Source organism: Deinococcus sp. AJ005, assembly GCF_009017495.1.
In the GTDB taxonomy this organism is placed as follows: Bacteria; Deinococcota; Deinococci; order Deinococcales; family Deinococcaceae; genus Deinococcus.
In genome coordinates this window covers 1,624,378-1,646,288 of sequence record NZ_CP044990.1, presented here as the reverse complement: position 1 = coordinate 1,646,288, position 21,911 = coordinate 1,624,378, and the positions used below count along the sequence as shown (strand labels likewise).

Here is a 21,911-nt window from a genome sequence, read left to right as displayed (position 1 = left end):
ATTCCCAGATGCCCCGACTTTCCCCCCATCTACTGACTTCCATGACCTGTAGCCTGCTGCTCGCCTCCTGCGCGTCCAGCCAGCCCAAGCCTGTCATACCGCCGGATGCGCCCACCGTGATGCTCAGCGCCGATATGTCGTCGGTGACGGCCAGCGGCAATGTTCAATTGGTGGCAAAGACGGCTGGCACAGGCAGCGTGGCCCGCGTGATCTTTTATGACCGTGGACACAAGATTGGCGAGGACACTGCCGCGCCCTACGAATTCATGGTGATGGCCGACGTAGCCCAGAACGGCGCACACGCCTATTCCGCGCAGGCGATCACCACGACGGGCGCGGCAGGCATCTCGGCCCCGGTGGCAGTCAATGTGCAGATCGTGGACAACAGCACCGTGGAACTCTTGACCAACGGCAAGTTCAGCCCCGGCCAGGACCCGTGGTGGACCTCTGGCGACATGAAGGTGGGCGTCGCGGGCGGCGAGGCGTGCCTGGACATCAAGACACCCGGAGCCAACCCCTACGATGTGATTTTTGGGCAGGCGGGCATCGGTCTGAACGAGGGCGGCACCTACACGCTGAACTTCACGGCGCGGGCCGATCAGCCCACCGGGTTCAAGACCCTGTTGCAATTTGACGGCGCACCCTACACCAGCTATTTTGCCGCCGATGTGGACGTGACCGCCGCACCCAAGAACTACTCGTACACCTTCACCATGAAAGAAGCCAGCGATCCCAAGGCCACCTTCCAGTTTCAGTTGGGGGCCAAACTGGCAACGAAGGTGTGTCTGAGCAACGTTTCCATCAAAGGGCCAGCGGTGGGCGCGGCCACACCGTCAACCGCCACCGAGCAACCAGCGCTGGTGCGCGTGAACCAGACCGGGTATCTGCCCCAGAAGCCCAAACTGGCAAGCGTGCCATTTGAATCGGCCCAGCCGCTGCCCTGGACGCTGTACGACTCAGGCCGCAAGGCTGTGAAAAGCGGCCTGACAGGCATGTTTGGCGACGACGCCGCCAGTGGCGAGTTCATCCATCAGGCGGACTTCAGCGCCGTGACCACTGCCGGGACCGGGTATGTGCTGGACGTGGCGGGCTTCACAAGCCATCCGTTTGACATTGGGACGGGGGTGTACAGCACCCTGAAAACCGACGCGCTGGCGTACTTTTACCATAACCGCAGCGGCATTCCGATTGAGGCGCAGTACGTAGGGGACGCCAAATGGGCGCGGCCAGCAGGACACGTTGGCGTGGCCCCCAACCAGGGAGACAGCAAGGTGGGTTGCTTCAAGGGAACCGATGCCAAGGGCAACGTCTGGCCCGGCTGCGCGTACACGCTGGACGGCTCAAAGGGCTGGTACGACGCCGGAGATCACGGCAAATATGTGGTGAACGGCGGCGTGAGCGTGTGGACGCTGCTGGACCTGGCCGAACGCGACACCCGCAAAGGCGTGAGCAATGCCGACGGAACCCTGAGTATTCCCGAAAAGGCCAACGGTCAGAGCGATCTGCTGGACGAGGTGCGCTGGGAACTGGAATTCATGCTGGGCATACAGATTCCTGACGGCCAGACCCTGGCCCTGCCGCGCGGCGATCAGAGCGCCAGCCAGAGCGCCCTGACCCTGACCCCCACTGCGGCGGGCGGCATGGTTCACCAGAAACTCACCGACGTGGCCTGGACTGGCCTGCCGCTGCGTCCGGACCAGGACCCACAGCCCCGCGTGCTGTTCTACCCCACCACCGCCGCCACCCTGAATCTGGCTGCCAACGCCGCGCAGTGCGCCCGCGTGTACCGCACGGCAGACCCGGCTTTCAGTGCCAAGTGCCTGAGCGCCGCCACCCGTGCGTGGGCCGCCGCGAAGGCCAACCCCGACGTGTACGCCTACGATCTGTTTGTCGGTGGCGGCCCCTACAACGATCTCACCGTGGATGACGAGTTCTACTGGGCAGCGGCGGAGCTGTATGTCACCACGGGCGACGCGCAGTACCTGAGCTTCCTCAAGGCCAGCCCATTGTATTTGCAAATGCCAGCCGGGCGGGAGCTGTCGTGGTTTGAACTCGCCGAGGCCGCGACCATCACGCTGGCGACAGTTCCCAGCAGCCTTCCAGCAGCGGATGTGCAGCAGGCCCAGCAGAACATCGTGGCCGCCGCTGACCGCTACCAGGGCGACATTGCCACGCAGGGCTACCGCCTGCCACTCCAGGGTGCGGTGGCCGACTGGGGTTCCAACAGCGGCGTGCTGAACCGTTCGCTGGTCATGGCCCTGGCCTACGACTTTACGGGCAAGGCGGCCTATCAGAACAGCGTGCTGGAAGGAATGAATTACCTGCTGGGCCGCAACCCGATGGATAAGTCGTACATCTCCGGCTACGGCGAGCGCCCCCTGATGAACCCCCACCACCGTTTTTGGGCGCACTCGCTGGACGCCACGCTGCCCGGCCCGCCGAAGGGTGTGGTGTCGGGCGGCCCGAACTCGGTCAGCTTCAGCGATCCGGTGGCCGCCAAACTCAAGGGCAAATGCACCGGGCTGGGCTGCTACACCGACGACATCGGCGCGTACAGCATGAACGAGATCACCATCAACTGGAACGCGCCGCTGGCCTGGGTAGCGGGCTTTGTGAAGCAGTCAACCCAACCTTGAAGGTTTAAGCGTACGGGTTCCTGCTCTGTCCTGGTAGGTATGCGGGACAGAGCAAGACTCTTTACACATCATACGGACTCCGATTGAATCGTTTGCAAAACGATGGAAATCCGAGCGGACGCGAGAAGGAGAAGAACGGGTTCCGGGCGTGGAGTTAACAGACCGGAGCTTTCCCGGTCTGTTAACGGAACAGACGGAATCCGTATCAGGAGTGATGTTTTCTCTCTCTTGCGTTGTTCGGACTCTCAGAGATTCAACTTCCTCCCGGAGTCCAGTTGAGCGGAGCAGATCGGCCCAGTGGAGGACCTTTTGAAGTTCATACATAAGAAAACAGGCGTCCGGGTGGCCCTTACCCTGAGCATTGCACTCCTCCTCTCCGCCTCAGCCACGGCGCAGACCGTCCCCAGACTGCCGCAGGCAGAGGCCGAAGCCCGCGCCCATGCCGTACTGGAAAAGATGACGCTGGAGGAGAAAATCGGGCAGGTGAGCATGGCGCACTTCTTCCGTTTTCTGGAAGGTGGGAAAAGCGGGCCGATAGCTGCCAACGCGGGTGACATCTTTGCCCAATTGTTGCCCGGCGCGACGCTGAACGGCGGTGGAGACGCCCCGCAGCCCAATACCCCGCGCGGCTGGGCCGATGCGCTGCGCAGATTGGAGATGCTGGGCCGTCAAAACTTACCAGGGGGTGTGCCTGCCGTCTTCGGCACCGACGCAGTGCATGGCGTGAACAACGTCCCCGGCGCAACCCTTTACCCACACAACCTGGGCCTGGGTGCGGCGTTTGACCCAGCGCTGACACAGGAGCTGGCCCGCGCCACTGCCGCCGATATGCGGGACATGAACATGGACTGGGATTTCAGCCCGGTGGCCGATCTGGGCCGCGATCCGCGCTGGGGCCGTTTTTACGAGACCTTTGGTGAATCGCCGTGGCTGGTGGCCGATCAGATCACGGCCAGCGTGACAGGCCTGCAATCCGGTGGGGTGGCCGCCACCCTCAAGCATTTCGTGGGCTACGGCTCGCCGGGTCTGGGCCGGGACCGCGCCAATGCGGAGATCAGCCTGCGGGCGTTGCACGAACTGTATCTGCCCCCATTCAAGGCCGGAATCCGGGCCGGAGCCATGTCGGTGATGGCCAACAGCGGCAGCGTCAACGGTGTGCCGGTGCATGCCTCTCAAAAAATCCTGACCGATCTTCTGCGGGGTGAATTAGGGTTTAAGGGGCTGGTGGTCAGCGACTGGAACGACATTGACCGGCTGGTGAACACCTTCAAAACACACGCCGATCTGGTGAAGGCGACGGCGGCTAGCATCAATGCGGGGATTGACCTTTATATGGTTCCCAACGATGTGGAGAAGTACGGGGCGGCCCTGAAAGAAGCGGTGACAGGCGGTCTGGTGTCTCAGCAGCGGCTGGACGAGGCGGCGCTGCGGATGCTGACTTTCAAGGCGCAATTGGGCCTGATGGACGCCCGGCCTGCGGGGAGTGGCGTGATCACCGAGGGGCGGGCGCTGGCAAAACGCGCGGCAGCAGCCACCCTGACGCTGCTGGAAAATGATGGGACGCTGCCGATCAAAACAGGCCGGGTGCTGGTCACGGGTCCGGCGATGGACAGTGCGGCCATTCAACTGGGCGGCTGGAGCGTCAACTGGCAGGGCGTGGGCAAGGGCAACGTGGGCTACGTGCCGAAAGTCAGCACGCTGGCGACGGCACTCAAAGCCTCGGCCCCAGCGGGTGTGACCGTCAGTGCCCTGCCCGACGGCAAACGCGAGGCGCTGCTACGGGCTGCAAAGACTGCTGACACCATCGTTGTGGCGCTGGGCGAGGCTCCGGCTGCCGAGAGTCAGGCGAACAATCCCAAGTTGGCGTTGCCCGCTGAGCAGGTACAACTGCTCCGCGACTTGATGGCAACAGACAAGCCCGTGGTGCTGGTGCTGATGGCGGGCCGTCCGATCCTGCAGCCGGAAGACCTGCAAAACCGCCTCCCGGTCTTTGTGATGGCGTACCTTCCTGGCAGCGAGGGCGGCGCAGCCCTGGCTGACGCACTGTATGGCCGCGCCGGGTTTCCAGGCCGCCTGCCGTTTACCTGGCCCGGCAGTCTGGGCGAAGTGGGCCTGACCGCAGACCGTCCCCCCGAAGGGGCAGGCGACGCACCGCTGCCGCTGTACCCGTTGGGCTTCGGGCTGGATTACACGGCTTACCGCACCAGTGATGGACAGGCGGTCAAGACAGCGGACGGCGTGAAAGTCACCGTCACCGTGACGAACACGGGAGAAAAGGCAGGCACGGCGACCTTGATCGTCAACGCCAGCCTGCCGCCCGCCGGAAATCTGGAAGCGGTGAAACGCCCAGTGGGGGTGGTCCGGGCAGAACTCAAGAAGGGAGAAGCACGCGCGCTGAGCCTCGACATTCCAGCGGAACGGCTGGAAGCCTTCACGGGGGACGCGTTCGGGGCGGTCCAGGGCAAGGTTCTGCCGGGCCAGTACACCTTTGGAATCGGGGACGAGCTGGTCCGGCTCAGCCTGCCCTGACCACTTCCACACCTGATCAAAAGGAGAAAACAATGAGCCAACAGAAAAGTCGTCTGGGCCTCGCAGCTCTGGCCCTGAGCCTCAGCCTGACACCCGCCCTCGCCTCCGGTCAGGCCCCCAGCCTGCGGTCCCTCGCCAGCGCACGGGGGCTGCTGCTGGGCGGGGCCATCAGCGGCGAACTGTTCAACGCCGACAACCCGGATGAGGCCGCCACAGTCAACCGCGAGTACAACGCGGTGGTGGCCGAGAATGCCATGAAAATGCGGGCGATTGCCAACTCGCCGGACCCGGACAATTACCTGTTTGCCACTGCGGACGCGATGGTGGCCTCTGCCCAGAAGAACGGCCAGACGGTGCGCGGCCATACCCTGGTCTGGCACGACAGCGCCCCGGCCTGGGTGTACGAGATCAAGCAAAAGGCCGCCATGCGCGCGGCCATGACGCAGTACATCACCACCGTGGTCAAGCACTTTGGCAACAGGATCAATATCTGGGATGTGGTGAACGAGGCCATTTCAGACGGACCGGGGAATCCGTTGCGGAACAATAACCCCTTTACAGTGGCGGGGCCTGACTTTATCGCACTGGCCTTCCGCACGGCGCACGCGGCCAATCCGGCGGCCAAACTGTATTACAACGATTACAGCGTGGAAGGCCTGAACGGCAAAAGCGACGCCATGTACACGCTGGTCAAAGAATTGCTGGCCGGTGGCGTACCGATTAGTGGCGTCGGCTTTCAGGCGCATCTGGACACCAATTTTTCGGTGAAAGATTCGGGAATGCTGGCAAACCTGCAACGCTTCCGCGATCTGGGGCTGGACGTGCAACTGACTGAGGTGGATGTGCAGATGGTGGGCAGCGGTAGCGACGAGGAGAAGCTGGCCCGTCAGGCGCAGGTCTACGGCGAGCTGCTGTCCACCTGTCTGGCCGTGAAATGCAGCGCCTTCATGATGTGGGGCGTCTCGGACCGGATCTCGTGGCGAGCCGGGGGTAAGCCGCTGGTCTTTGACGATGAGTACGCGAAGAAACCCGCTTATGGTGCGCTGCTGCGGGTGCTACAGACGGCTGGAAAGTAGTTGCTGTCGGCCTAGCCCAGCACGTTCTGCCTGAAGCGCTCCAGCAGAGCCAGCCCCACCGCGCCACTTTTTTCTGGGTGGAACTGGGTGGCGTGCAGATTGCCCACGCTGAGGGCTGCCCAGAAGGGGACGCCGTAATCAGCGAGTGCACCGTGCTGCACCGCCATGTCGGCTGGCACGTAATAACTGTGGACAAAGTAGGCGTAGGCCAGACCATTCAGCCCCCGCAGTAGCGGCGAATCCCCCACGCGTTCCAGGGCGTTCCAGCCCATCTGCGGCACCTTATGGCCGGGGGCAGCGGTGAACTTGCGGACGGTGCCGGGAATCAGGTTCAGGCCCGGGACTCCCGGCGCTTCCTCGGAGTCGCTCAGGAGCATCTGCATGCCCACGCAGATGCCGAGGAGCGGCACACCCGCCCGCGCTGCACCGGTGACGGGGCCGTGAAAGCCGCCCGTCTCAAAAGCTTCCATGACCTGTCGGAAGTGGCCCTGGCCGGGCACCACCAGCGCGGAGGCGTGCGGCACGTCTGCGGGATCAGCAGAGACACGCACCCGCATTCCGGCCCGTTCCAGCGCCTTGGCCGCGCTGCGGACATTGCCTGCGCCGTAGTCCAGCAGAAGGACTTCGGGGCGGGCTGAGGCGGGCGCGCTCACAAGCTGCCCTTGGTACTCGGCATCTCGGCAGAAGTTACGACCACCGCGTCACGCAGGGCGCGGGCCACAGCCTTGATCACGGCCTCGATGACGTGGTGCGCCTCACGCCCGGCCAGCAGTCGCACATGTAAGGTCACGCCACCGTGGTTGCAAAAGCCGCGCAGGAATTCACGTAGGTGGTAATGGGTCATGCCGCCCGCGTCGCCCCACACGTCCAACGTCTCCGGCTCGAAGGCCAGGTGGGGGCGTCCCGACAGGTCAAGGACGGCGTGCGCCAGCGTCTCGTCCATCGGTACGAAGGCGCTGCCGTAGCGCTCGATGCCCTTGCGGTCTCCCAGCGCCTGCGACAGCGCCTGCCCCAGCGTGATGCCGGTGTCCTCGATCAAGTGGTGGGGTTCGATGTGCAGATCGCCCGTGGCAGATACGCTCAGGCCCAGGCGGCTGTGGCGGGCCAGAGCATCGAGCATATGGTCAAAAAAGCCGTGCCCGGTCTCCGGCGTGTCATACGCAGAGGAATCGAGATCCAGACGAACGGTGATCTCGGTTTCGGCAGTCTTGCGGGTCACAGTGGCGGTGCGGGAATCGGGGGCCGTGCGGCTCATGGTGAGGAGTGTAGATGATGCGGGGGCAGTTTTCGGGGAACTTGTTGAGATTGACCCGTGATCGCGCGTTTATGCTGGGCGGCAACAATCAAGATCCCGGCCTGCCTGGCAGTTTTGTCATTTATCATCCGATATAAAGCGAATCGGCAAGTGTCTGGGCTGCTCCAGCAACGTTCATACTTAGAAAGATTGCTCTGACACGCATTTTCCACGGTCCTCAAGCTCTCAGTCTGGCTCGCCAGCCGGGCCTTAACCGAGAGAAAATTACGCCTTGACCATAATATGATTCTGTTATAGACTAAACGCATGAAGCTCAGTGATGTTCAGAAACGACTCCAGGCCCCGTTTCCGTCCCATCTGGTGGGCTGGAAACCCCAGAGTTACACCAAGGACCGCAGCCGGGCGCTGATGCTGTCCTATGTGGACGCCCGTGCGGTGCAGGACCGGCTGGACGCCATCTGCCCCGACGCGTGGTCTTTTGAAATCGAGGTGATCCCTGGCACCGCCACTGCCACTGTCAAGGGCCGCCTGACCGTGCTGGGCGTGACCCGCGAGGACATCGGTGAGGCAGGCGACGGCAATCTGGGCACGTTGAAAGCCGCTTCCTCGGACGCCCTGAAGCGCTGCGCGGTGCAGTTCGGGATCGGGCGCTACCTCTACGATCTGCCCAAGCAGTGGGTGGACTGGGACGACGCCAGACGCGGCCCGAAAGTAACCCCCGAGCTGCCCGACTGGGCGCGACCCGATCACGAACGCAGCCCCGGCGGCGCACATCTGGTCCAGGCGATGGAGCAGCTTCGTTACGAACTGCCTGAAGACCTGGACCTGCAACGGGAAGTCTACAAGCATCTCAAGGCCGCGCTGGGCAGCATCCATCCCGTGCCCGTGAGCCAGGGACAGGCTGCATGAATCCCTCGCCCAATACCCGCAACCTGCTGACCGTCACCCTGGGGCTGTTAATGCTGATGCTGATGAGCGGCGCGCTGGCGCGAATGCTTTAGCTGAAGAGAGAACACAACGCCGCCGGGGAATTACATCCCGGCGGCGTTGTTCTGGTCTGAAGCTGAAAAATTCAGGTCTTCGGCACAGCTTTCCCCACCTTGGGCGGATCGGCTTCCGGCTTCACGTCCCTGAGCACCGGTCCCAGCACCGCCTCGATCCCCGCGTTGATCCACGCGAAGGCTCGGCGGGTGTTGGGCATGGTGTAGGTCTGGTCCGCGCCATGCTGCATGAAGGCGTAGACGACGCGCCGCCCATCTCTGGTCTGAAAATAACCGCTGTAGGTCAGGATGCCCCAGCCATTGCCACCCTTGCCACCAAAAAAGTTGATCTGCGGTTTCCAGGTCAGTGCCGACTTGCCGAAACCCAGCGCCATCACGTCGCGCTGCCATTTGACCGCGCGGGGCGACAGGTCGGGGCGCAGAAATTCGTGGGCCAGCAGCGTGCCCAGCTCATACGGCGTGCTGAGGTTATGAACGCGCAGATCGTCGGCAGGATCGTGCCGGGTGTCGAAGTAGCGGTCCAGTTTGTATTGCACGTAATCGGCGCGGTACTTGCGGGCGTCCGCGTCAATCAGGGCGGCCAGCCGTGCCCGGTCCTCCCCGGTGGCCGAAGCCCAGCGCGTTGTGCCGTTGAAGGTGGCCGACAGCCCCGCCTCCGCCACCCACCAGTCACGGGTGGGCAGGATCAGGCGGGTGCGGCACAGGCCCAGGCCGTCGGCCACGTCCTGCACGCGCCCCAGGCCCACGCGGCGGTGCAGGATATCGGTGGCGGTGTTGTCGCTGTTGGCGATCATGCGGATGCTGAGGGCCTTGACGTTGGTGCCGTCGTAGGGGTACTGACCCAGGCTCTGGTTCTCGCGGGTCACGTCAAAGCGTTCGTTGGGGCTGAGGCGGCCCGCGTCAAACTCTTTGAGCAGCGCCCACAGCACGGCCTGCTTGTAGGTGCTGGCCAGTGGAAAAACACTGTTGGGATTGGTGCCTACCGCCTTGATGGGTTGCAGCGTGCGGGGATCGATCTCGGCCACCCACAGCCCCAGCCGCCCGCTCAGGTCAAAGGGGGGCGGCGGCGCTTTGGTGACAGTGGGGGCGGCAGCCAGACAGCCATCTGGGCGGGTCTGGACGGGCCGCTGATCCTGAGTGGCAGCCACCACCTCTGTATGGGACAGCGCCACGGACCCCTGACTCGCTGGGGCCGCCGTGGTTTTAGCGGGAGGCGGGCGGCAGGCCGACAGGAGCAGGCTGCACACCATGACGGCAGCAACTCGGCTCCATTTGAAGTCATCCCATCCCACTGTTCAGAGGGGTTCCAGGGTCACGCCCATCGTTCCTGGCCCGCTGTGAGTAGCGACGACTGCGCCGATACTGTGGTTACCCAGGTCCGCGAAATCCAGTCCAGCCAGCCCCGCGCGGACCTCCTGCACGTAGTCCTCGCCGCCAATGGTGGACAGGAACGTGACCCGCGCCCCGCCGTGCGAGATCACGTATTTGCGGGTGTAGTCCACCAGATCCTGAACGGCCTTCTTGTGGCCACGCACGCGCCCACCCGTTTCCACGCGGCCCTTCTTGACCACCAGAATCGGCTTGATGTTCAGCAGGCCGCCCAGTAATGCCTGCGCCCCGCCGATGCGCCCATTGATCTTCAGAAAATCCAGCGTATCCACCGTGAAACGGATATCGGCCTCTCTGGCTATTCGCTCCAGTTCGGCCAGAATTTCCGGCATGGATTTTCCGGCCCTGGCCAGTTCGGCGGCCCGCAATGCGCGCATGCCCAGTCCCATGCTGACCGAACCGCTGTCCAGCACGGTGACCTTGCCCTCAAAATCCTGCGCCGCCAGTCGGGCACTGCCCACCGTGCCTGACAGTTGCCCGCTGATATGAATGCTGAGCACCTGATCCGCCGATTCCAGCGCTTTCGTGTATACAGCAGCAAATTCGGCTGGGCTGGGCTGGGAGGTGCTGGGCGTCTTCTTGCCCGCCTTGAGACCCGCGAACAGTTCAGGCGGCGTGATTTCTATGCCGTCCTTATGAATCTTGCCATCAAACAGCACATACAGGGGCACGCTGACAATCCCGTGCTGGGCGCAGAGTTCAGGGGTCAGGTCACTCGTGGAATCGGTGACGATGGCAATGGTCATGGGGTGATCTTAGCGTGACATTAAGGTCTGACTGAATTTGAACCCAGTGCAACGGAAAACGCCGCCCAGTGTGGACGGCGCTGGTATGACGAATTTTAGGGATCAGTCTTTCTTCTTCGGCACCCATTTCTTTCGCCCGCTCTCGCTGGGTTCGGTAGTGTCAGGTTTAGAGGTAGCCTGCTGGCCTTCTTCCAGACTGTTCTCGCCGACTTCGGCCAGATGGATATGCTCGGTGATGGGCGTTTCGTCGGTGGCTTCTGCCCTGACAGGTTCGGGGACTGGAGCAGCTTCCACCTTCGCTTTGGGCTGCCATTTGGGACGCTCGGTGGAGGCAGAGATAGGCGCGACTTGAGCCTTGACCGTCTCCTCAATGACCCCAGTTTCGCCTGTACGAGATGAAGCAGGCTCAACAATCTGCTCCGGTTCCGCAACTTCGGCCTGAGCTGAAACCTGTTCGGTTGCCCCCGTGTCCGCCTTCGCTTTCGGCGTCCACTTCTTGCGTTCTCCCCCACTAGGCGCAGTTGCGGGCTGGGCTGGGGTTTCAGCCGCAATCGGCTGGACCGCAGTTTCCTCGCTGGCTTCAGCCTTCGCTTGAGGTTTCCAGGCTTTGCGTACAGGCGCGGTTTCGGCAATTTCGGTGGCAGACGCAGGTGCATCCGCGACAGCTTCCGCGCTCACGTCATCGGTCTTGGCTTTGGGCTTCCACACCTTGCGGACTGGAACTTCGGCAGTGGGTTCAGCAGTGGCAGATTCAGACGAAACGGGAACGGCGCTCACATCATCTACTTTGGCCTTTGGATTCCAGGCTTTGCGGGAGGAAGGTTCAGTAGGCGCAACTTCTTCCGCCGGAGCCTGGGCAACCGGGGCCACGTCATCGGCACCCGCCTTGGGTTTCCAGGCTTTACGTGCTGAAGCTTCCACGGTTTCGGCCTGAGTTTCCACGACTGGCTCGGCACTGACTTCATCCGTCCCGGCCTTGGGCTTCCAGCTCTTGCGGGCGGGCGCAGCGCTTTCTTCCGCCTTTGATTCAGAGGAATCAGCTTCCACTTTTGGTTTCCACGCCTTGCGCTCCGTGGCCTGTTCGGGGTGCGCGGCCTGAGCTTCTGGCTGAGTATCCGCATTGTCAACGGGGCTACCGGGCTGCGCGTTCACCACGTCGGCGGAGGTTTCGCCCACCACAGCGTCTGGCGCATCGGCAGAGCGCACTTCACCCGTGCGGTGCATCGGCATTTCCGCATTGGGGGCGCTCACGACTTCGGGCTGCTCGGTGGGAGTGGCGTCTGCGACTGGCCCGGTGGGCTGTACCCACTCCCCGGTGGCCCGCTGCATGCTTTCCAGCATCAACTCGGCCACATCCTTCACCACGATGTCGTCGCGCTTCTGCTTTTCGGGGGTGCTGTTCAGCATAGCCTTGCAGAAGGGGCAACCCACGGCCACCACTTTCCCGGTCTGCTCAAACTCGTCAGAGGCAGATTTCGCCCCGTCCAGCCGCTCCTGCAACTCGCGGAAACGGTTATCGGAGATACGCTCGCGGCCCTCCTCCTCCTCCTTCCAGAACTGCGCGCCGCCCGCACCACAGCAAAAGCTGTTCTCGCGCTGGCGTTCCAGGTCCAGCACCTCGCCCGCCATCTTGGTAATCAGGTTGCGGGGCGCGTCGTACACGCCGTTGTGACGCCCCAGGTAGCAGGGATCGTGATAGGTCACGTTGTCCGCCAACTGCGCCAGCGGCAGCTTTCCGGCGGCCACCAGTGTTTCCAGGTATTCGGTGTGGTGGACGGTCCTGTAATTGCCCCCAATCTGCGGGTACTCGTTGCCGATGATGTTCATGCAGTGCGGGCAGGTGGCGACGATCAGCTTGGGGCGTATGCTGTTCAGCGTCTCCACGTTTTCCTGCGCCAGCGTCTGATACAGGAATTCGTTCCCGGCGCGGCGGGCGCTATCGCCGGTACACGCCTCCTTCTTGCCCAGCACGGCGTAATTCACCCCGGCTTTGTCCAGCAGTTGCACGAAGGAGCGGGCCACCTTCTGCGCCCCCGGATCGTAGGCGGCGGCGCAACCTACCCAGTAAATGACGTCAGGCTCGGCGTTCTCCTCAATGGTGGGAACCTTCAGGCCCTCGGCCCATTCCATCCGCTTGTCACGCGAGATGCCCCAAGGGTTTGACGCTCGCTCCATGCCCCGGAAGGCGGTCTGAAGCTGCTGCGGAAACTCCCCGGCCACCATCACCTGCTGACGGCGAATGTCAATGATGTCCAGCATCTGCTCGTCCTGCACAGGGCAAACTTCCATGCACGCGCCGCAGGTGGTACAGGCCCAGACGGCTTCCTCGCTGATCGCGTAATGCAGCAGCGGGTGCGCGGTGCTGGCCCCAGACTCAAACGGCGCGGCCTTGAGGGTGAAGGGACTGGGATGCGACGCGATGACGTTCAGCTCCATGCGCTTGTTGATCTCCAGCGCGGCGGGCGACAGCGCCTTGCCGGTGGCGTTGGCCGGGCAGACATCCTGGCAGCGGTTGCACTGGATGCAGGCGTAGGCGTCCAGCAGGCGCGGCCACTCCAGTTCCTCCAGCTTTTCCACGCCCAGGCACGGTTCGTCGGCCTCCATCGCCTCTTCCAGACCCTTCATGGGAGGCAGGACGCCGCTGCCCACCGGGCGCTTGAGGGTGTAATTCAGCGGGGCCATGAAGATGTGGATGTGCTTGGTGAACGGGAAATAGGCCAGGAAGACCAGCACGCTGCCCAGCGCCCCCCAGAAGCCGAAGATGCGCCAGCCCTGCAAAGTGGTCTCGCTCAGATTGCCGAATAGTACAGAGCCAACCGCATTGGAAAACGGCTGGAAGGCGTCGCCGCCCTCGGCCATCACCTTCGCCGCATTGCCCAGTACCCGGCTGCCCACATGGAAGAAGATGAATGCCGAGACGATCAGGCTGTCGCGCAGGATGTAGTTGTTCTTCAAGAGTGGGTGCAGCAGTGTTTTCTCGGTGAAACGGAAGTCGCGCTTGGACGGTGTGAACAGGCGGCGAACTACCAGTGCCACCACGCCGAACAGCACCAGAAAGCTCAGGACATCGGCCAGCAGGTTATAAATCGCGCCCAGGAAATTATCCGAATAGATGCCGAACTTGAGATAGCCCTCCAGCCCGTCCACCACGTTGACCAGCAGGTAAAACACAAAGCCGTAGAAGATAAAGGCGTGCAGCACGCTGATGGTGGTGCGGCGGCGGAAGGTGCGTTCCTGGGTCAGGCTGACGCGGACGGCATCCAGGATGCGCTTACCAGGAATGTCAAAGCGGCGCTCGGTGGCGGGTGCGCCCCGGCGAATCCGCAGGTACAGGCGGTAAAAGCCCCACAGGCCAAACGCCCCGGTGATGACAGCAAAGAGGAAAAACAGAATCTGATGGATCAGGGGCAGCATGGGAAACCTCCGGGGATGCGGACAGGACGCGGGTGAACGGGATTTGTTACACTCGGTTCAAAGAATGTCCGAAGTATAGCGACTATGGAGACTGCTAGAAAGAAGGAGGAAGATCGTCCCAGCTTACGCTCTGGCCTTCTTGCCCGGCGGCCTGACTGTCCCTTTCTGATCCATGGGTTCCTGCCCGGCATACCCCAGCCACGCCCGCGCCACCGGGTCCGTAAGCAACGCCACATTCACCCATTCACTCTCGCTGTTGGCGGCCAGCTTCACGCGCACCTGCAAGGCAGGATTCAGAACATAAAAACCTGTCTGCGTGCGCTGCCACAACTTGCGGGCCGGAACATAATTGCTGTCCACCTCGGCCCGCGCCAGGACGTGATTAAAGTACGGGCGTTTGTGGCGGGCCTCGCGCAAAACAGTGAAGGGGAAATGCTCCAGATGGGTTCGCAGGGCGGCCACATTGAACCCGTCACTTCTCTGGCGCAGTGCGGCGGGAGTGAGATCCGGGTGGTGCAACGCGGAGGCAAAGCCGGGAAACAGACCCAGCATCACGCTCAGAAAATAAAACTCCGCGCCCTCGTGACCCAGACGCACCAGACGGTCTCCCACCAGCACGTCCAGCGCACCGTGCCGCACCCGTTCATAGATCGGCCCAAGCCAGAGACGGGCGTAGTCGGCGTCCTGCATGGCCGTTTCCAGCGCCAGCATATGTGGCGTGCGTCCAAACAGATCGGTCTGGGTCACGTCCGCGCCGCGTTGCAGCAGGGCGTCTATCAGAGGCAAATTTCTCGCCAGCACCGCCAGCATCAGTGGGGTCAAGTTCTCGGGGGTGCGGTAGTCCACGCCGTATTTGTCGGCGTCGCCCAGCACGGAGCGCAGGTTGGGATCCGCGAACGCCTTGCGGTGCTTGTCCAGCACGGCCTGACGCTGAATCCGGCGGTCCTTATCGTTGTTGCGGAGGTACGACTGCGCGGGTTTGATCTTGAGATCCCTCATCTCGGAGAGCAGGGTTTCACTGCGGTTGAGCAGCGCGTAATCCAGCAAATTGCGGGCCAGTTTGGGATCGCCCGGATTTGCGCGGACCTCAGCTTCCATGCGGCGCAGAGCCTCGGGTGTCCAGACCTCCCACGGGACGTCCTGCTGCTTCAGGATGCGGCGGCGAATATCCCCGGCCTGCTCCTTCTTGCCCTGCAATTCCAGCTTGCGGGCCTCGCGCTCCCAGTCGTCGCGGCTGGCCTGCTTGACCCCCAGTTGCTCGGCCTCGTTGCCCAGCGTCACGCCCAGCAGCCCCAGCAGCGGGTGACGGGTATCGCTTTCCACCAGGATCACGCGGTTGACGGCGCGGGTCACGGCCACATACAGCGCATTAACATAGAACTTGTAGATTTCCAGCGACTTGTCGGATTTATCCTTCGCGCGGCTGTATTTCAGGTCCTCTTTCTGGAGGTCTTCGGCGGTCACGCCCTCCACGATCTCGCTGTAGGTGGCCCGCTGGGAACTGATGAAATTGCTCAGGATGATGTTGGGGTATTCCAGCCCCTTGGCCTCCTGCACGCTGAACACCAGCGGTGTGCCAAAGGACTTCCTAGCCTCGGCCTTGTCCTCGTCGCGCAGCACCAGCACGGCATAATCGGTGCTGCCGCGCGTCTGCTCGTCCAGATGCCTTTTCACGCGGGCGTCGTCGGGCAAAAAGATCACGCTGCCGGGATCGTCAGCCACCGCATGCACCAGAAAATTGCTCTCGCGGTCCACGCTGCCGAAGCGGGCGTGCTTGATTTTAAGGAGATCGTTGGCCACCCGCGTCACCTGCGAGGCATTGCGGAAATTGGCCCGCAGCACGTTGATGGCCTGCCGCTCGGCCAGATCGGGGTCTTTCCACAGCAGTGTTTTGACCGCCGCCCACGAGAAGAAATTGGGATGCACGATCTGGTTGCTGTCGCCGCACAGCAGGAATTGCCCCGGCACCTTCAGCGAGGCCAGAATCAGCGCCAGTTGCGCTGCCGTCAGGTCCTGCACCTCGTCCACCACCACGAAGTCATGGTCCGGCGTGACCGATTTGAGATAGCCCGAAGCCACGATGCTGGAGTCGTAGAGTCGGCTCTCAGAGAGCCAGTTCAGGTACTTGCCGAACAGCTCATGCACCAGCGGGCGGTGTTCAGCGTCGTAGATGGATTGCCGGATGCCCAGGCCCAGGTAAGCCTCACGCCCCAGCGGGCCATTGGGGGAACTGCTCAGCACGCCTCTGAATTCTTCAAACAGTTGGTGTGCATCGGTGAATTTCAAGCCGGGCTGGCGCGCAAACCAGCCCCGGAAGTCCTCAAACGTGACCTCGCGCCCCGGCGGAACCCGGATGGTGTCCAGATACTCGCGGAACGACAGGAACTGCACGTCCTGGGCCTCGTTTTCAAAGCCGTGGGCGGCGTACAGGCCTGCCGCACTCTGGGCCAGATACGGCGAGAGGGTCACGTACAGCACCTGCCCCGGCAACTCGCGCAGCTTTTGCAGCGTTAGGGCCGTCTTGCCGCTGCCCGCCGAACCCACCAGGATGACCGGGGCCGGGGTGCGGTAGACCTCGTCCTGGGTGTCGTCAAAGGAAATCACCTTGTCCAGCAGGTGAAACTCGCTGCGGGTGGGGTGCAGATACCGCAGCGGCTGGGCCTCGGCCTCCGCAGTCTCACGGGACAGATCGGGCAATCTGGCCTCGTCAATCCGCGCCCCACGCAGGAAACGCGACTTCTCATAGGCGTGCTGGTGGATCACTTCCAGTGCCAGACACACTGTTTCCGGCCCGTGCTTGACAAAGGTCAGCAGCAGGCGGTTGGTGTCGTCCAGCCGGGCGCGGTAGTAGTTGCCCTGCGCCAGCTTCTTAACATCCGGCGTTTTGAAGTCGTCGCGCTCAATGGCCTCTTGCACCTTCCTGAGCTGCTTCTTGACACGGCCCGAATCCAGATCGCGGTAGGTCAGAAAACGCATACGGACAGTTTAGAAGGGTGGTGCAACGTGAGGCGCGAGGTGCACGAGCAGACCCGGCGCGCAGGGAAATTGAACCGGGTTCAAGTCGGCCAGGGTCTGCCGGGTGGGACGGCGAATGTCTGCACCGCGTGTGACACGAACGGGAGACCTTCACAGCCCACGCCCCAACCTGAGCCAGACAGTCACAGACCTTGCTGATCGCACCATTGCAATCCCGTCAGGCACGCTAGCCTCTGAACCCTGATCGTCCTTTCCCTCACACCCTCAAAGGAGCTTTTGCCTTGTCCCTCACTGCCAATGAACTTCAGACCTACCTGTCCGCTTTAATCACGGGCGAACTCAAACTGTCCACCATGATCTGGGGTCCGCCCGGCATCGGCAAGAGCGCGGTAGTGGCGCAGGTGGCCCGTGAGCGCGGGCTGGATTTCGTGGATGTGCGCCTGTCCCAACTGGCCCCCACCGACCTGCGCGGCCTGCCCGTGCCGGAAGCGGACGGCCAGGGCGGCGGTGTGAGCAAGTGGTATCCACCCGAATTCCTGCCACGCGGCGGCCACGGAATCCTCTTTCTGGACGAAGTGAACATGGCCCCACCCACCATGCAGGGCATGGCGCAGCAACTGATTCTGGACCGCCGGGTGGGCAGTTACGTCCTGCCCGACGGCTGGTTCGTGTGGGCCGCAGGCAACCGCAAGGAAGACCGCGCCAGTGTGTTTGACATGCCCGCACCGCTGGCGAACCGATTTCTACACCTGACCGTGCGGCCCGACTTTGATTCATGGCGCAGTTACGCGCTGGGCCGCAGTTTGCATGAACACATCATCGCCTTCCTGACCTTCCGCCCAGAACTGCTGCACCGCTTGGACCCCCAGCAGCCCGCGTGGCCCAGCCCGCGTGCCTGGGAAATGGCGAGCGCGTTGCACCGCGCCGGGCTGGACGTGGCCCCCGCGATTGGCGAGGCATCGGGGGCAGAGTTCAGTGCCTTCGTGCGGCTGTACGAGCAACTGCCGGATCTGGGCATCGTGCTGGAAGGCCGGGGCAGTGGCCTGAAGCTACCGGACGAACCCAGCGTGCGCTACGCCGCCGTGGTGGGGCTGGCCGCCCGCGCCGCCACCGCCGACGCCGCCTACCACGCCTTTATCTGGCTGGCCGACAGCGCCGGGCCGGAGTGGCTGCAACTGTATGTCGCCACCCTCGTCAGCAAGTTCCAGGCCATCGGGCAACTGGGCGATCTGGCCGCACTGGTGGCCCGCGACGAGCGGCTGGCCGCGCTGGTGGAAGGCACGCTGGCGATGTCGGAGGGGATGTAGGTGGATGGTCAAGGGTTGACGGCGGCGCAATGACCCCCGACTTCCAGCACCTAATCTCCGGCTCACGCCTCCGCATTCGGGGCAAGTCGGCATTTTTCGCCACGCTGCTGCTGCACGCGGAATTTGTGCCGTCAAAGGAAGTCGCGGCGGCGGGAACGGATGGCGAACGGGTGTACGTGAATCCCGAAGTCGCGGCCTCGTTGCCCTCCGACGTGCTGGACGGGCTGCTGCTGCATGAAGTTCTGCACGCCGCGCTGTCGCATGTGGACCGCCGTGGCCCGCGCGAGAAGAAGCGCTGGAACAAATCCGCCGATCTGATCGTGAACGGCATGGTGGAGGCGGCGGGCCTACCCACGCCACCAACTTCCCGCCGCGATGACCACCTGGAAAAGCTGAGCGTGGAGGAGGTCTACACCGCGCTAATGGCCGAGGGCGAGGAAGAAGGCGAGGGAGACGAGGGCGCGGACGACTTGCTAGACGGTCCCCCCAGCGACGCACCGCCGAAGAACGGCAAAAACCCCTCCAGTGCCGCCAAGCAGTGGCAGCAGGCAATGGCCAAGGCCCGCAGCATGGATGCCATGAGCGGCGGCCAGGGCGACGATCCGCTGGGCGCGCACCGTGAACTGGCGCGGCTGGCCCCGGCACGGCTGGACTGGCGGGCGCACCTGTGGCGCTTTCTGGCGCGGACTCCGGTGGATTTTGGAGGCTTTGACCGCCGCTTCGTGGGACGGGGGTTGTATCTGGAGGCGCTGGACGACGAGAGCCTGACCGCGCTGATCGCCGTGGACACCTCCGGCAGCGTGGACGACGAGGCGGTCAAAGCGCTGGTGAGCGAGGTTCAGGGCGTGCTGGGCGCGTATCCGCACGTCCGGGCCACCCTCTACTACGCCGACACCGAAGCGTATGGGCCGCACGAACTGACCCCTGGCAGCGATATTCCCCCGCCACAGGGGGGCGGCGGTACAGACTTCCGGCCCATTTTTGCCCTGCTGGATGACCATGAGCCGGACGTGCTGATCTACTTGACCGACGGTTACGGCGATTTCCCCGAGACGGCCCCGCGCATGCCGACGCTGTGGGTGGTCCCGCCGGGCGGACTGGAGGACGAGGGTTTTCCCTTTGGCGAGGTCTTGCGGCTGGAGGAAGGGTAATGGTTTCGCGTCCCACAAACCTTGAAATTCAATCGGGCGTGCCGCAGGGCGAGGCCCACTGGTTCATCTTCCAGAAGGGCCGCCTGCTGCTGCGGGAGGACGATACGTTGCCAGTGGGCCGTGCGGAGGATTTTGCACTTGAGCTGACCAACTCGCTGGGCCAGTTGGACGGTCAGGCTTACGCTACCGCACAACTGGCAGGCGAAGTTCCCGCTGGATATGCCCTATCGCCCTTGCGTTCATTGTTTGGCCGCCTGAGCGAGAATATGTTCGGGCTGGCCGGATTTGCCACGCAGGTGGTGGAGTTTGACCGCACACACGGGTTCTGCGGGCACTGCGCCACGCCGCTGGCCTTCACGGGATACGAGTACGCCAAAGCCTGCCCGGAGTGCGGCCTGAGCGTCTACCCACGCGTGGCCCCGGTGGCGATGGTGCTGATCCAGCGCGGCGCGGGCGCACACACGGAGCTGCTGCTGGCGCGCGGCCCCAATTTCCCCCCCGACATGTTCTCCGCGCTGGCAGGCTTCGTGCAGCCTTCCGAAACACTGGAAGCCGCCGCCGCACGCGAGGTGTTGGAGGAAGTGGGCGTGAAGATCAGGAACCTCCGTTACGTCCTGAGTCAGCCCTGGCCCTTCCCTCACTCGCTGATGATCGGCTTTGACGCCGAGTACGACGGCGGCAAGATCGTGTTACAGCCGGAGGAGATTGAGGATGCCCAATGGTTCTCTGTTTCCAATTTGCCCACCCTTCCAGCACCCTTCAGCATCGCCCGCCAGCTCATTGACCGCGCCGTTTCCCTGAGCCTCGGATCGCCTGACCCCTATCCTGTCCCCCATGACCTCCTCTGAACTTGATCCGCGCACGCTGACCGCCCTGGGGCCAGACGGCGCGCTGGAGGCAGCGGCGCACCCCCGCGCCACGGCGTCTGTGCTGTCGGGCCTCAGCGCCCACCCGGACGCGCGGGTACGCGCACGGGTGGCGCGGCATCCCAACGCGCCACTGGAGGTGCTGGGCGCGCTGGCTGCCGCCTACCCACAGGACGTGATGGACAATCCGGGACTGCCGCTGCTACGGCTGGCGCGTCCCGGCTTTCTGAATGTGTTTCCGGGAGAGGGGGTGGCGGCGTTGCTATCCCTGCACACCGTTCCTGAATGGGTGCTGGACGCTGCCCTGCGCCACGAGGACTACAGCGTGCGGACGGCGCTGGCCTCGCGCCCACAGTTGAGCGAGGTGCGGGTGGCGGCGCTGGCCGGAGACGCGGGCTGGCAGATCAGAGAGGCGGTGGCGAGGCGTGCCGAACTCTCGCCTCTGCTGACCCGCCAACTGGCCGCCGACGATGATTACGACGTGAGAAAGGCCGTGGCTGCGCGCCCTGATCTGCCCGGCGACGTGATGCGGACGCTGGTGCAGGACGGCCACGGTCTGGTGCGCGCCAGTATTACCCGCCGTCTGGACCTGCCGCTGGACTGCATGCTGACTCTGGCGGCGGACGGAGATACGGACGTGCTGGCCACCCTGGCACGCCGGGTAGATCTGCCGCATAACGTGCGTGAATGGCTGGCGAGTAGTGATGAAGCCCCCGTCCGCGCGGCGGCGCTGCAAGCCTGGAGCGTGCCTGCCGCGTGGCTGTTCAAGGCCGAAACTGATGCAGACCCGGATGTGCGCGCCGCACTGGCCCGCCGCCCGGACGCCACACCCGCCGTTCTGGAAAAGCTGGCACACGATGAGGCGGAATCCGTGCGCCGCGCCGTGCTGGAGCGTGACGATCTGCCCGAGGGTGCGATCCTGGCGCTGGCCCGCGCCCCGGAACAGGACATCCGCCTGCATGTGGCGAGTGCCGATCCCCTGCCCGCCAGTGTGCTGGATGTGCTGCTGGCCGACGCCGATCCCACCATCCGCACCATCCTGGCGGTGCGGCCTGATCTGGGACCGCAGCGGCTGGCACGGCTGGCGACAGATAAGAATGCGGAAGTGCGGCGTGCGGTGGCTTATGCCGCTGCGCCGGGTGCAAACACACTGGCAACGCTGGCCCAGGACGCAAATGTCGGGGTGCGCCGGGCCGCTGCTGCCCATCAAGACCTCCCGCCCGAGTTGCTTCAGGCGCTGGGCGAGGATTCAGACGCCGGGGTGCGGCTGGCCGTGGCTGGCCGTGCGGACCTCTCCCCCGCTCTGCGCGACAGCTTGAAAGGTGACGCAGACCCCAGCGTGCGCGCCGAGGCGGAACTGGCCAGAGCAGACGCGTGACCGACATCCGTATTCCGCTGGGCGGTCTGAAATTCAGCGTGCGGGTGGCGATTGTCTGCGTGCGGGACGGGATGCTGCTGGCAAACACCGAACGCGGCATCGGCTTCTGGTATCTGCCCGGCGGCGCACTCGCCACGGATGAAGACGCCCACAGTTGCGCCGAGCGGGATTGACGCGAGGAAACAGG

15 protein-coding genes are annotated in these 21,911 nt (G+C 63.7%); 9 read left to right on the top strand and 6 right to left on the bottom strand.

Translation table 11 applies throughout. The features are described 5' to 3' along the window. Positions 1-8 precede the first annotated feature (8 nt). The 3 genes from DAAJ005_RS09730 (at position 9) to DAAJ005_RS09720 (ending at position 6,241) form a co-directional block, all read left to right on the top strand. Entirely contained in the window at positions 9-2,636 is a 2,628-nt protein-coding gene (locus tag DAAJ005_RS09730) for a glycoside hydrolase family 9 protein (RefSeq protein WP_192930915.1), read from the top strand. Positions 2,637-2,945: 309 nt separating this feature from the next. Continuing rightward, positions 2,946-5,165: a glycoside hydrolase family 3 N-terminal domain-containing protein gene (locus DAAJ005_RS09725; RefSeq protein ID WP_151846945.1), complete on the top strand. Its 2,220-nt coding sequence runs from the start codon at positions 2,946-2,948 to the stop codon at positions 5,163-5,165. 32 nt (positions 5,166-5,197) lie between these two features. Then, positions 5,198-6,241, top strand: coding sequence for an endo-1,4-beta-xylanase (locus DAAJ005_RS09720; RefSeq protein ID WP_226342668.1), 1,044 nt, complete (start codon positions 5,198-5,200; stop codon positions 6,239-6,241). An 11-nt stretch (positions 6,242-6,252) separates the two neighbouring features. Here the strand turns inward: DAAJ005_RS09720 and hisH are convergent, their stop codons facing one another. Together hisH and hisB are read right to left on the bottom strand one after the other, a co-directional pair. Then, a complete protein-coding gene (gene hisH, locus DAAJ005_RS09715) occupies positions 6,253-6,894 on the bottom strand; it encodes an imidazole glycerol phosphate synthase subunit HisH (RefSeq protein WP_151846944.1) in 642 nt (213 codons plus the stop codon). Continuing rightward, positions 6,891-7,496 (bottom strand): imidazoleglycerol-phosphate dehydratase HisB, encoded by a 606-nt coding sequence (gene hisB, locus DAAJ005_RS09710; protein WP_151846943.1) that lies wholly within the window; start codon positions 7,494-7,496, stop codon positions 6,891-6,893. Before hisB ends, hisH begins: the two co-directional genes overlap by 4 nt. A gap of 306 nt (positions 7,497-7,802) precedes the next feature. Here hisB and ddrA point away from each other — a divergent pair, with 306 nt between their 5' ends. After that, positions 7,803-8,405, top strand: a complete 603-nt coding sequence (gene ddrA, locus DAAJ005_RS09705; RefSeq protein ID WP_075831210.1) for a single-stranded DNA-binding protein DdrA — start codon at positions 7,803-7,805, stop codon at positions 8,403-8,405. A gap of 163 nt (positions 8,406-8,568) precedes the next feature. Here the strand turns inward: ddrA and DAAJ005_RS09700 are convergent, their stop codons facing one another. The 4 genes from DAAJ005_RS09700 to DAAJ005_RS09685 all read right to left on the bottom strand — a co-directional run bounded on the left by DAAJ005_RS09700 (position 8,569) and on the right by DAAJ005_RS09685 (position 17,022). Then, positions 8,569-9,663, bottom strand: a complete 1,095-nt coding sequence (locus tag DAAJ005_RS09700) for a serine hydrolase (protein WP_370519821.1) — start codon at positions 9,661-9,663, stop codon at positions 8,569-8,571. Between the two features lie 129 nt (positions 9,664-9,792). Further along, complete coding sequence (locus DAAJ005_RS09695) at positions 9,793-10,632, bottom strand: DegV family protein (RefSeq protein WP_151846941.1); 840 nt, start codon at positions 10,630-10,632, stop codon at positions 9,793-9,795. Between the two features lie 102 nt (positions 10,633-10,734). Next, positions 10,735-14,046, bottom strand: a complete 3,312-nt coding sequence (locus DAAJ005_RS09690) for a heterodisulfide reductase-related iron-sulfur binding cluster (protein ID WP_151846940.1) — start codon at positions 14,044-14,046, stop codon at positions 10,735-10,737. Between the two features lie 123 nt (positions 14,047-14,169). Further along, positions 14,170-17,022, bottom strand: coding sequence for a PhoH family protein (locus DAAJ005_RS09685; protein ID WP_192930914.1), 2,853 nt, complete (start codon positions 17,020-17,022; stop codon positions 14,170-14,172). 281 nt (positions 17,023-17,303) lie between these two features. On the opposite strand from DAAJ005_RS09685, the gene DAAJ005_RS09680 reads away from it, so the two are divergent. From DAAJ005_RS09680 to DAAJ005_RS19170, 5 genes are read left to right on the top strand one after another with little or no spacing between them, the layout of a single operon-like run. After that, positions 17,304-18,329 carry an ATP-binding protein gene (locus DAAJ005_RS09680; RefSeq protein ID WP_151846939.1) on the top strand — a complete coding sequence of 342 codons (1,026 nt, stop codon included), beginning with the start codon at positions 17,304-17,306 and terminating at the stop codon, positions 18,327-18,329. A gap of 29 nt (positions 18,330-18,358) precedes the next feature. After that, the gene (locus DAAJ005_RS09675; RefSeq protein WP_151846938.1) at positions 18,359-19,480 is read left to right on the top strand and encodes a VWA-like domain-containing protein; all 1,122 of its coding nucleotides are present in this window, start codon (positions 18,359-18,361) and stop codon (positions 19,478-19,480) included. Continuing rightward, the gene (gene nudC / locus DAAJ005_RS09670) at positions 19,480-20,328 is read left to right on the top strand and encodes an NAD(+) diphosphatase (RefSeq protein ID WP_151846937.1); all 849 of its coding nucleotides are present in this window, start codon (positions 19,480-19,482) and stop codon (positions 20,326-20,328) included. Before DAAJ005_RS09675 ends, nudC begins: the two co-directional genes overlap by 1 nt. Continuing rightward, entirely contained in the window at positions 20,315-21,724 is a 1,410-nt protein-coding gene (locus DAAJ005_RS09665) for a hypothetical protein (protein WP_151846936.1), read from the top strand. The genes nudC and DAAJ005_RS09665 overlap by 14 nt, the downstream gene beginning before the upstream one ends. Continuing rightward, positions 21,721-21,897: a hypothetical protein gene (locus DAAJ005_RS19170; RefSeq protein ID WP_226342667.1), complete on the top strand. Its 177-nt coding sequence runs from the start codon at positions 21,721-21,723 to the stop codon at positions 21,895-21,897. Before DAAJ005_RS09665 ends, DAAJ005_RS19170 begins: the two co-directional genes overlap by 4 nt. Positions 21,898-21,911: the final 14 nt, after the last annotated feature.

Bases quoted from the DNA above. Each gene is read 5' to 3' on its own strand.
- hisB (WP_151846943.1), bottom strand. From the start codon at position 7,496: ATGAGCCGCACGGCCCCCGATTCCCGCACCGCCACTGTGACCCGCAAG.
- DAAJ005_RS09720 (WP_226342668.1), top strand. From the start codon at position 5,198: ATGAGCCAACAGAAAAGTCGTCTGGGCCTCGCAGCTCTGGCCCTGAGC.
- DAAJ005_RS09690 (WP_151846940.1), bottom strand. From the start codon at position 14,046: ATGCTGCCCCTGATCCATCAGATTCTGTTTTTCCTCTTTGCTGTCATC.
- ddrA (WP_075831210.1), top strand. From the start codon at position 7,803: ATGAAGCTCAGTGATGTTCAGAAACGACTCCAGGCCCCGTTTCCGTCC.
- DAAJ005_RS09695 (WP_151846941.1), bottom strand. From the start codon at position 10,632: ATGACCATTGCCATCGTCACCGATTCCACGAGTGACCTGACCCCTGAA.
- DAAJ005_RS09665 (WP_151846936.1), top strand. From the start codon at position 20,315: ATGACCTCCTCTGAACTTGATCCGCGCACGCTGACCGCCCTGGGGCCA.
- DAAJ005_RS09730 (WP_192930915.1), top strand. From the start codon at position 9: ATGCCCCGACTTTCCCCCCATCTACTGACTTCCATGACCTGTAGCCTG.
- DAAJ005_RS09675 (WP_151846938.1), top strand. From the start codon at position 18,359: ATGACCCCCGACTTCCAGCACCTAATCTCCGGCTCACGCCTCCGCATT.
- nudC (WP_151846937.1), top strand. From the start codon at position 19,480: ATGGTTTCGCGTCCCACAAACCTTGAAATTCAATCGGGCGTGCCGCAG.
- DAAJ005_RS09685 (WP_192930914.1), bottom strand. From the start codon at position 17,022: ATGCGTTTTCTGACCTACCGCGATCTGGATTCGGGCCGTGTCAAGAAG.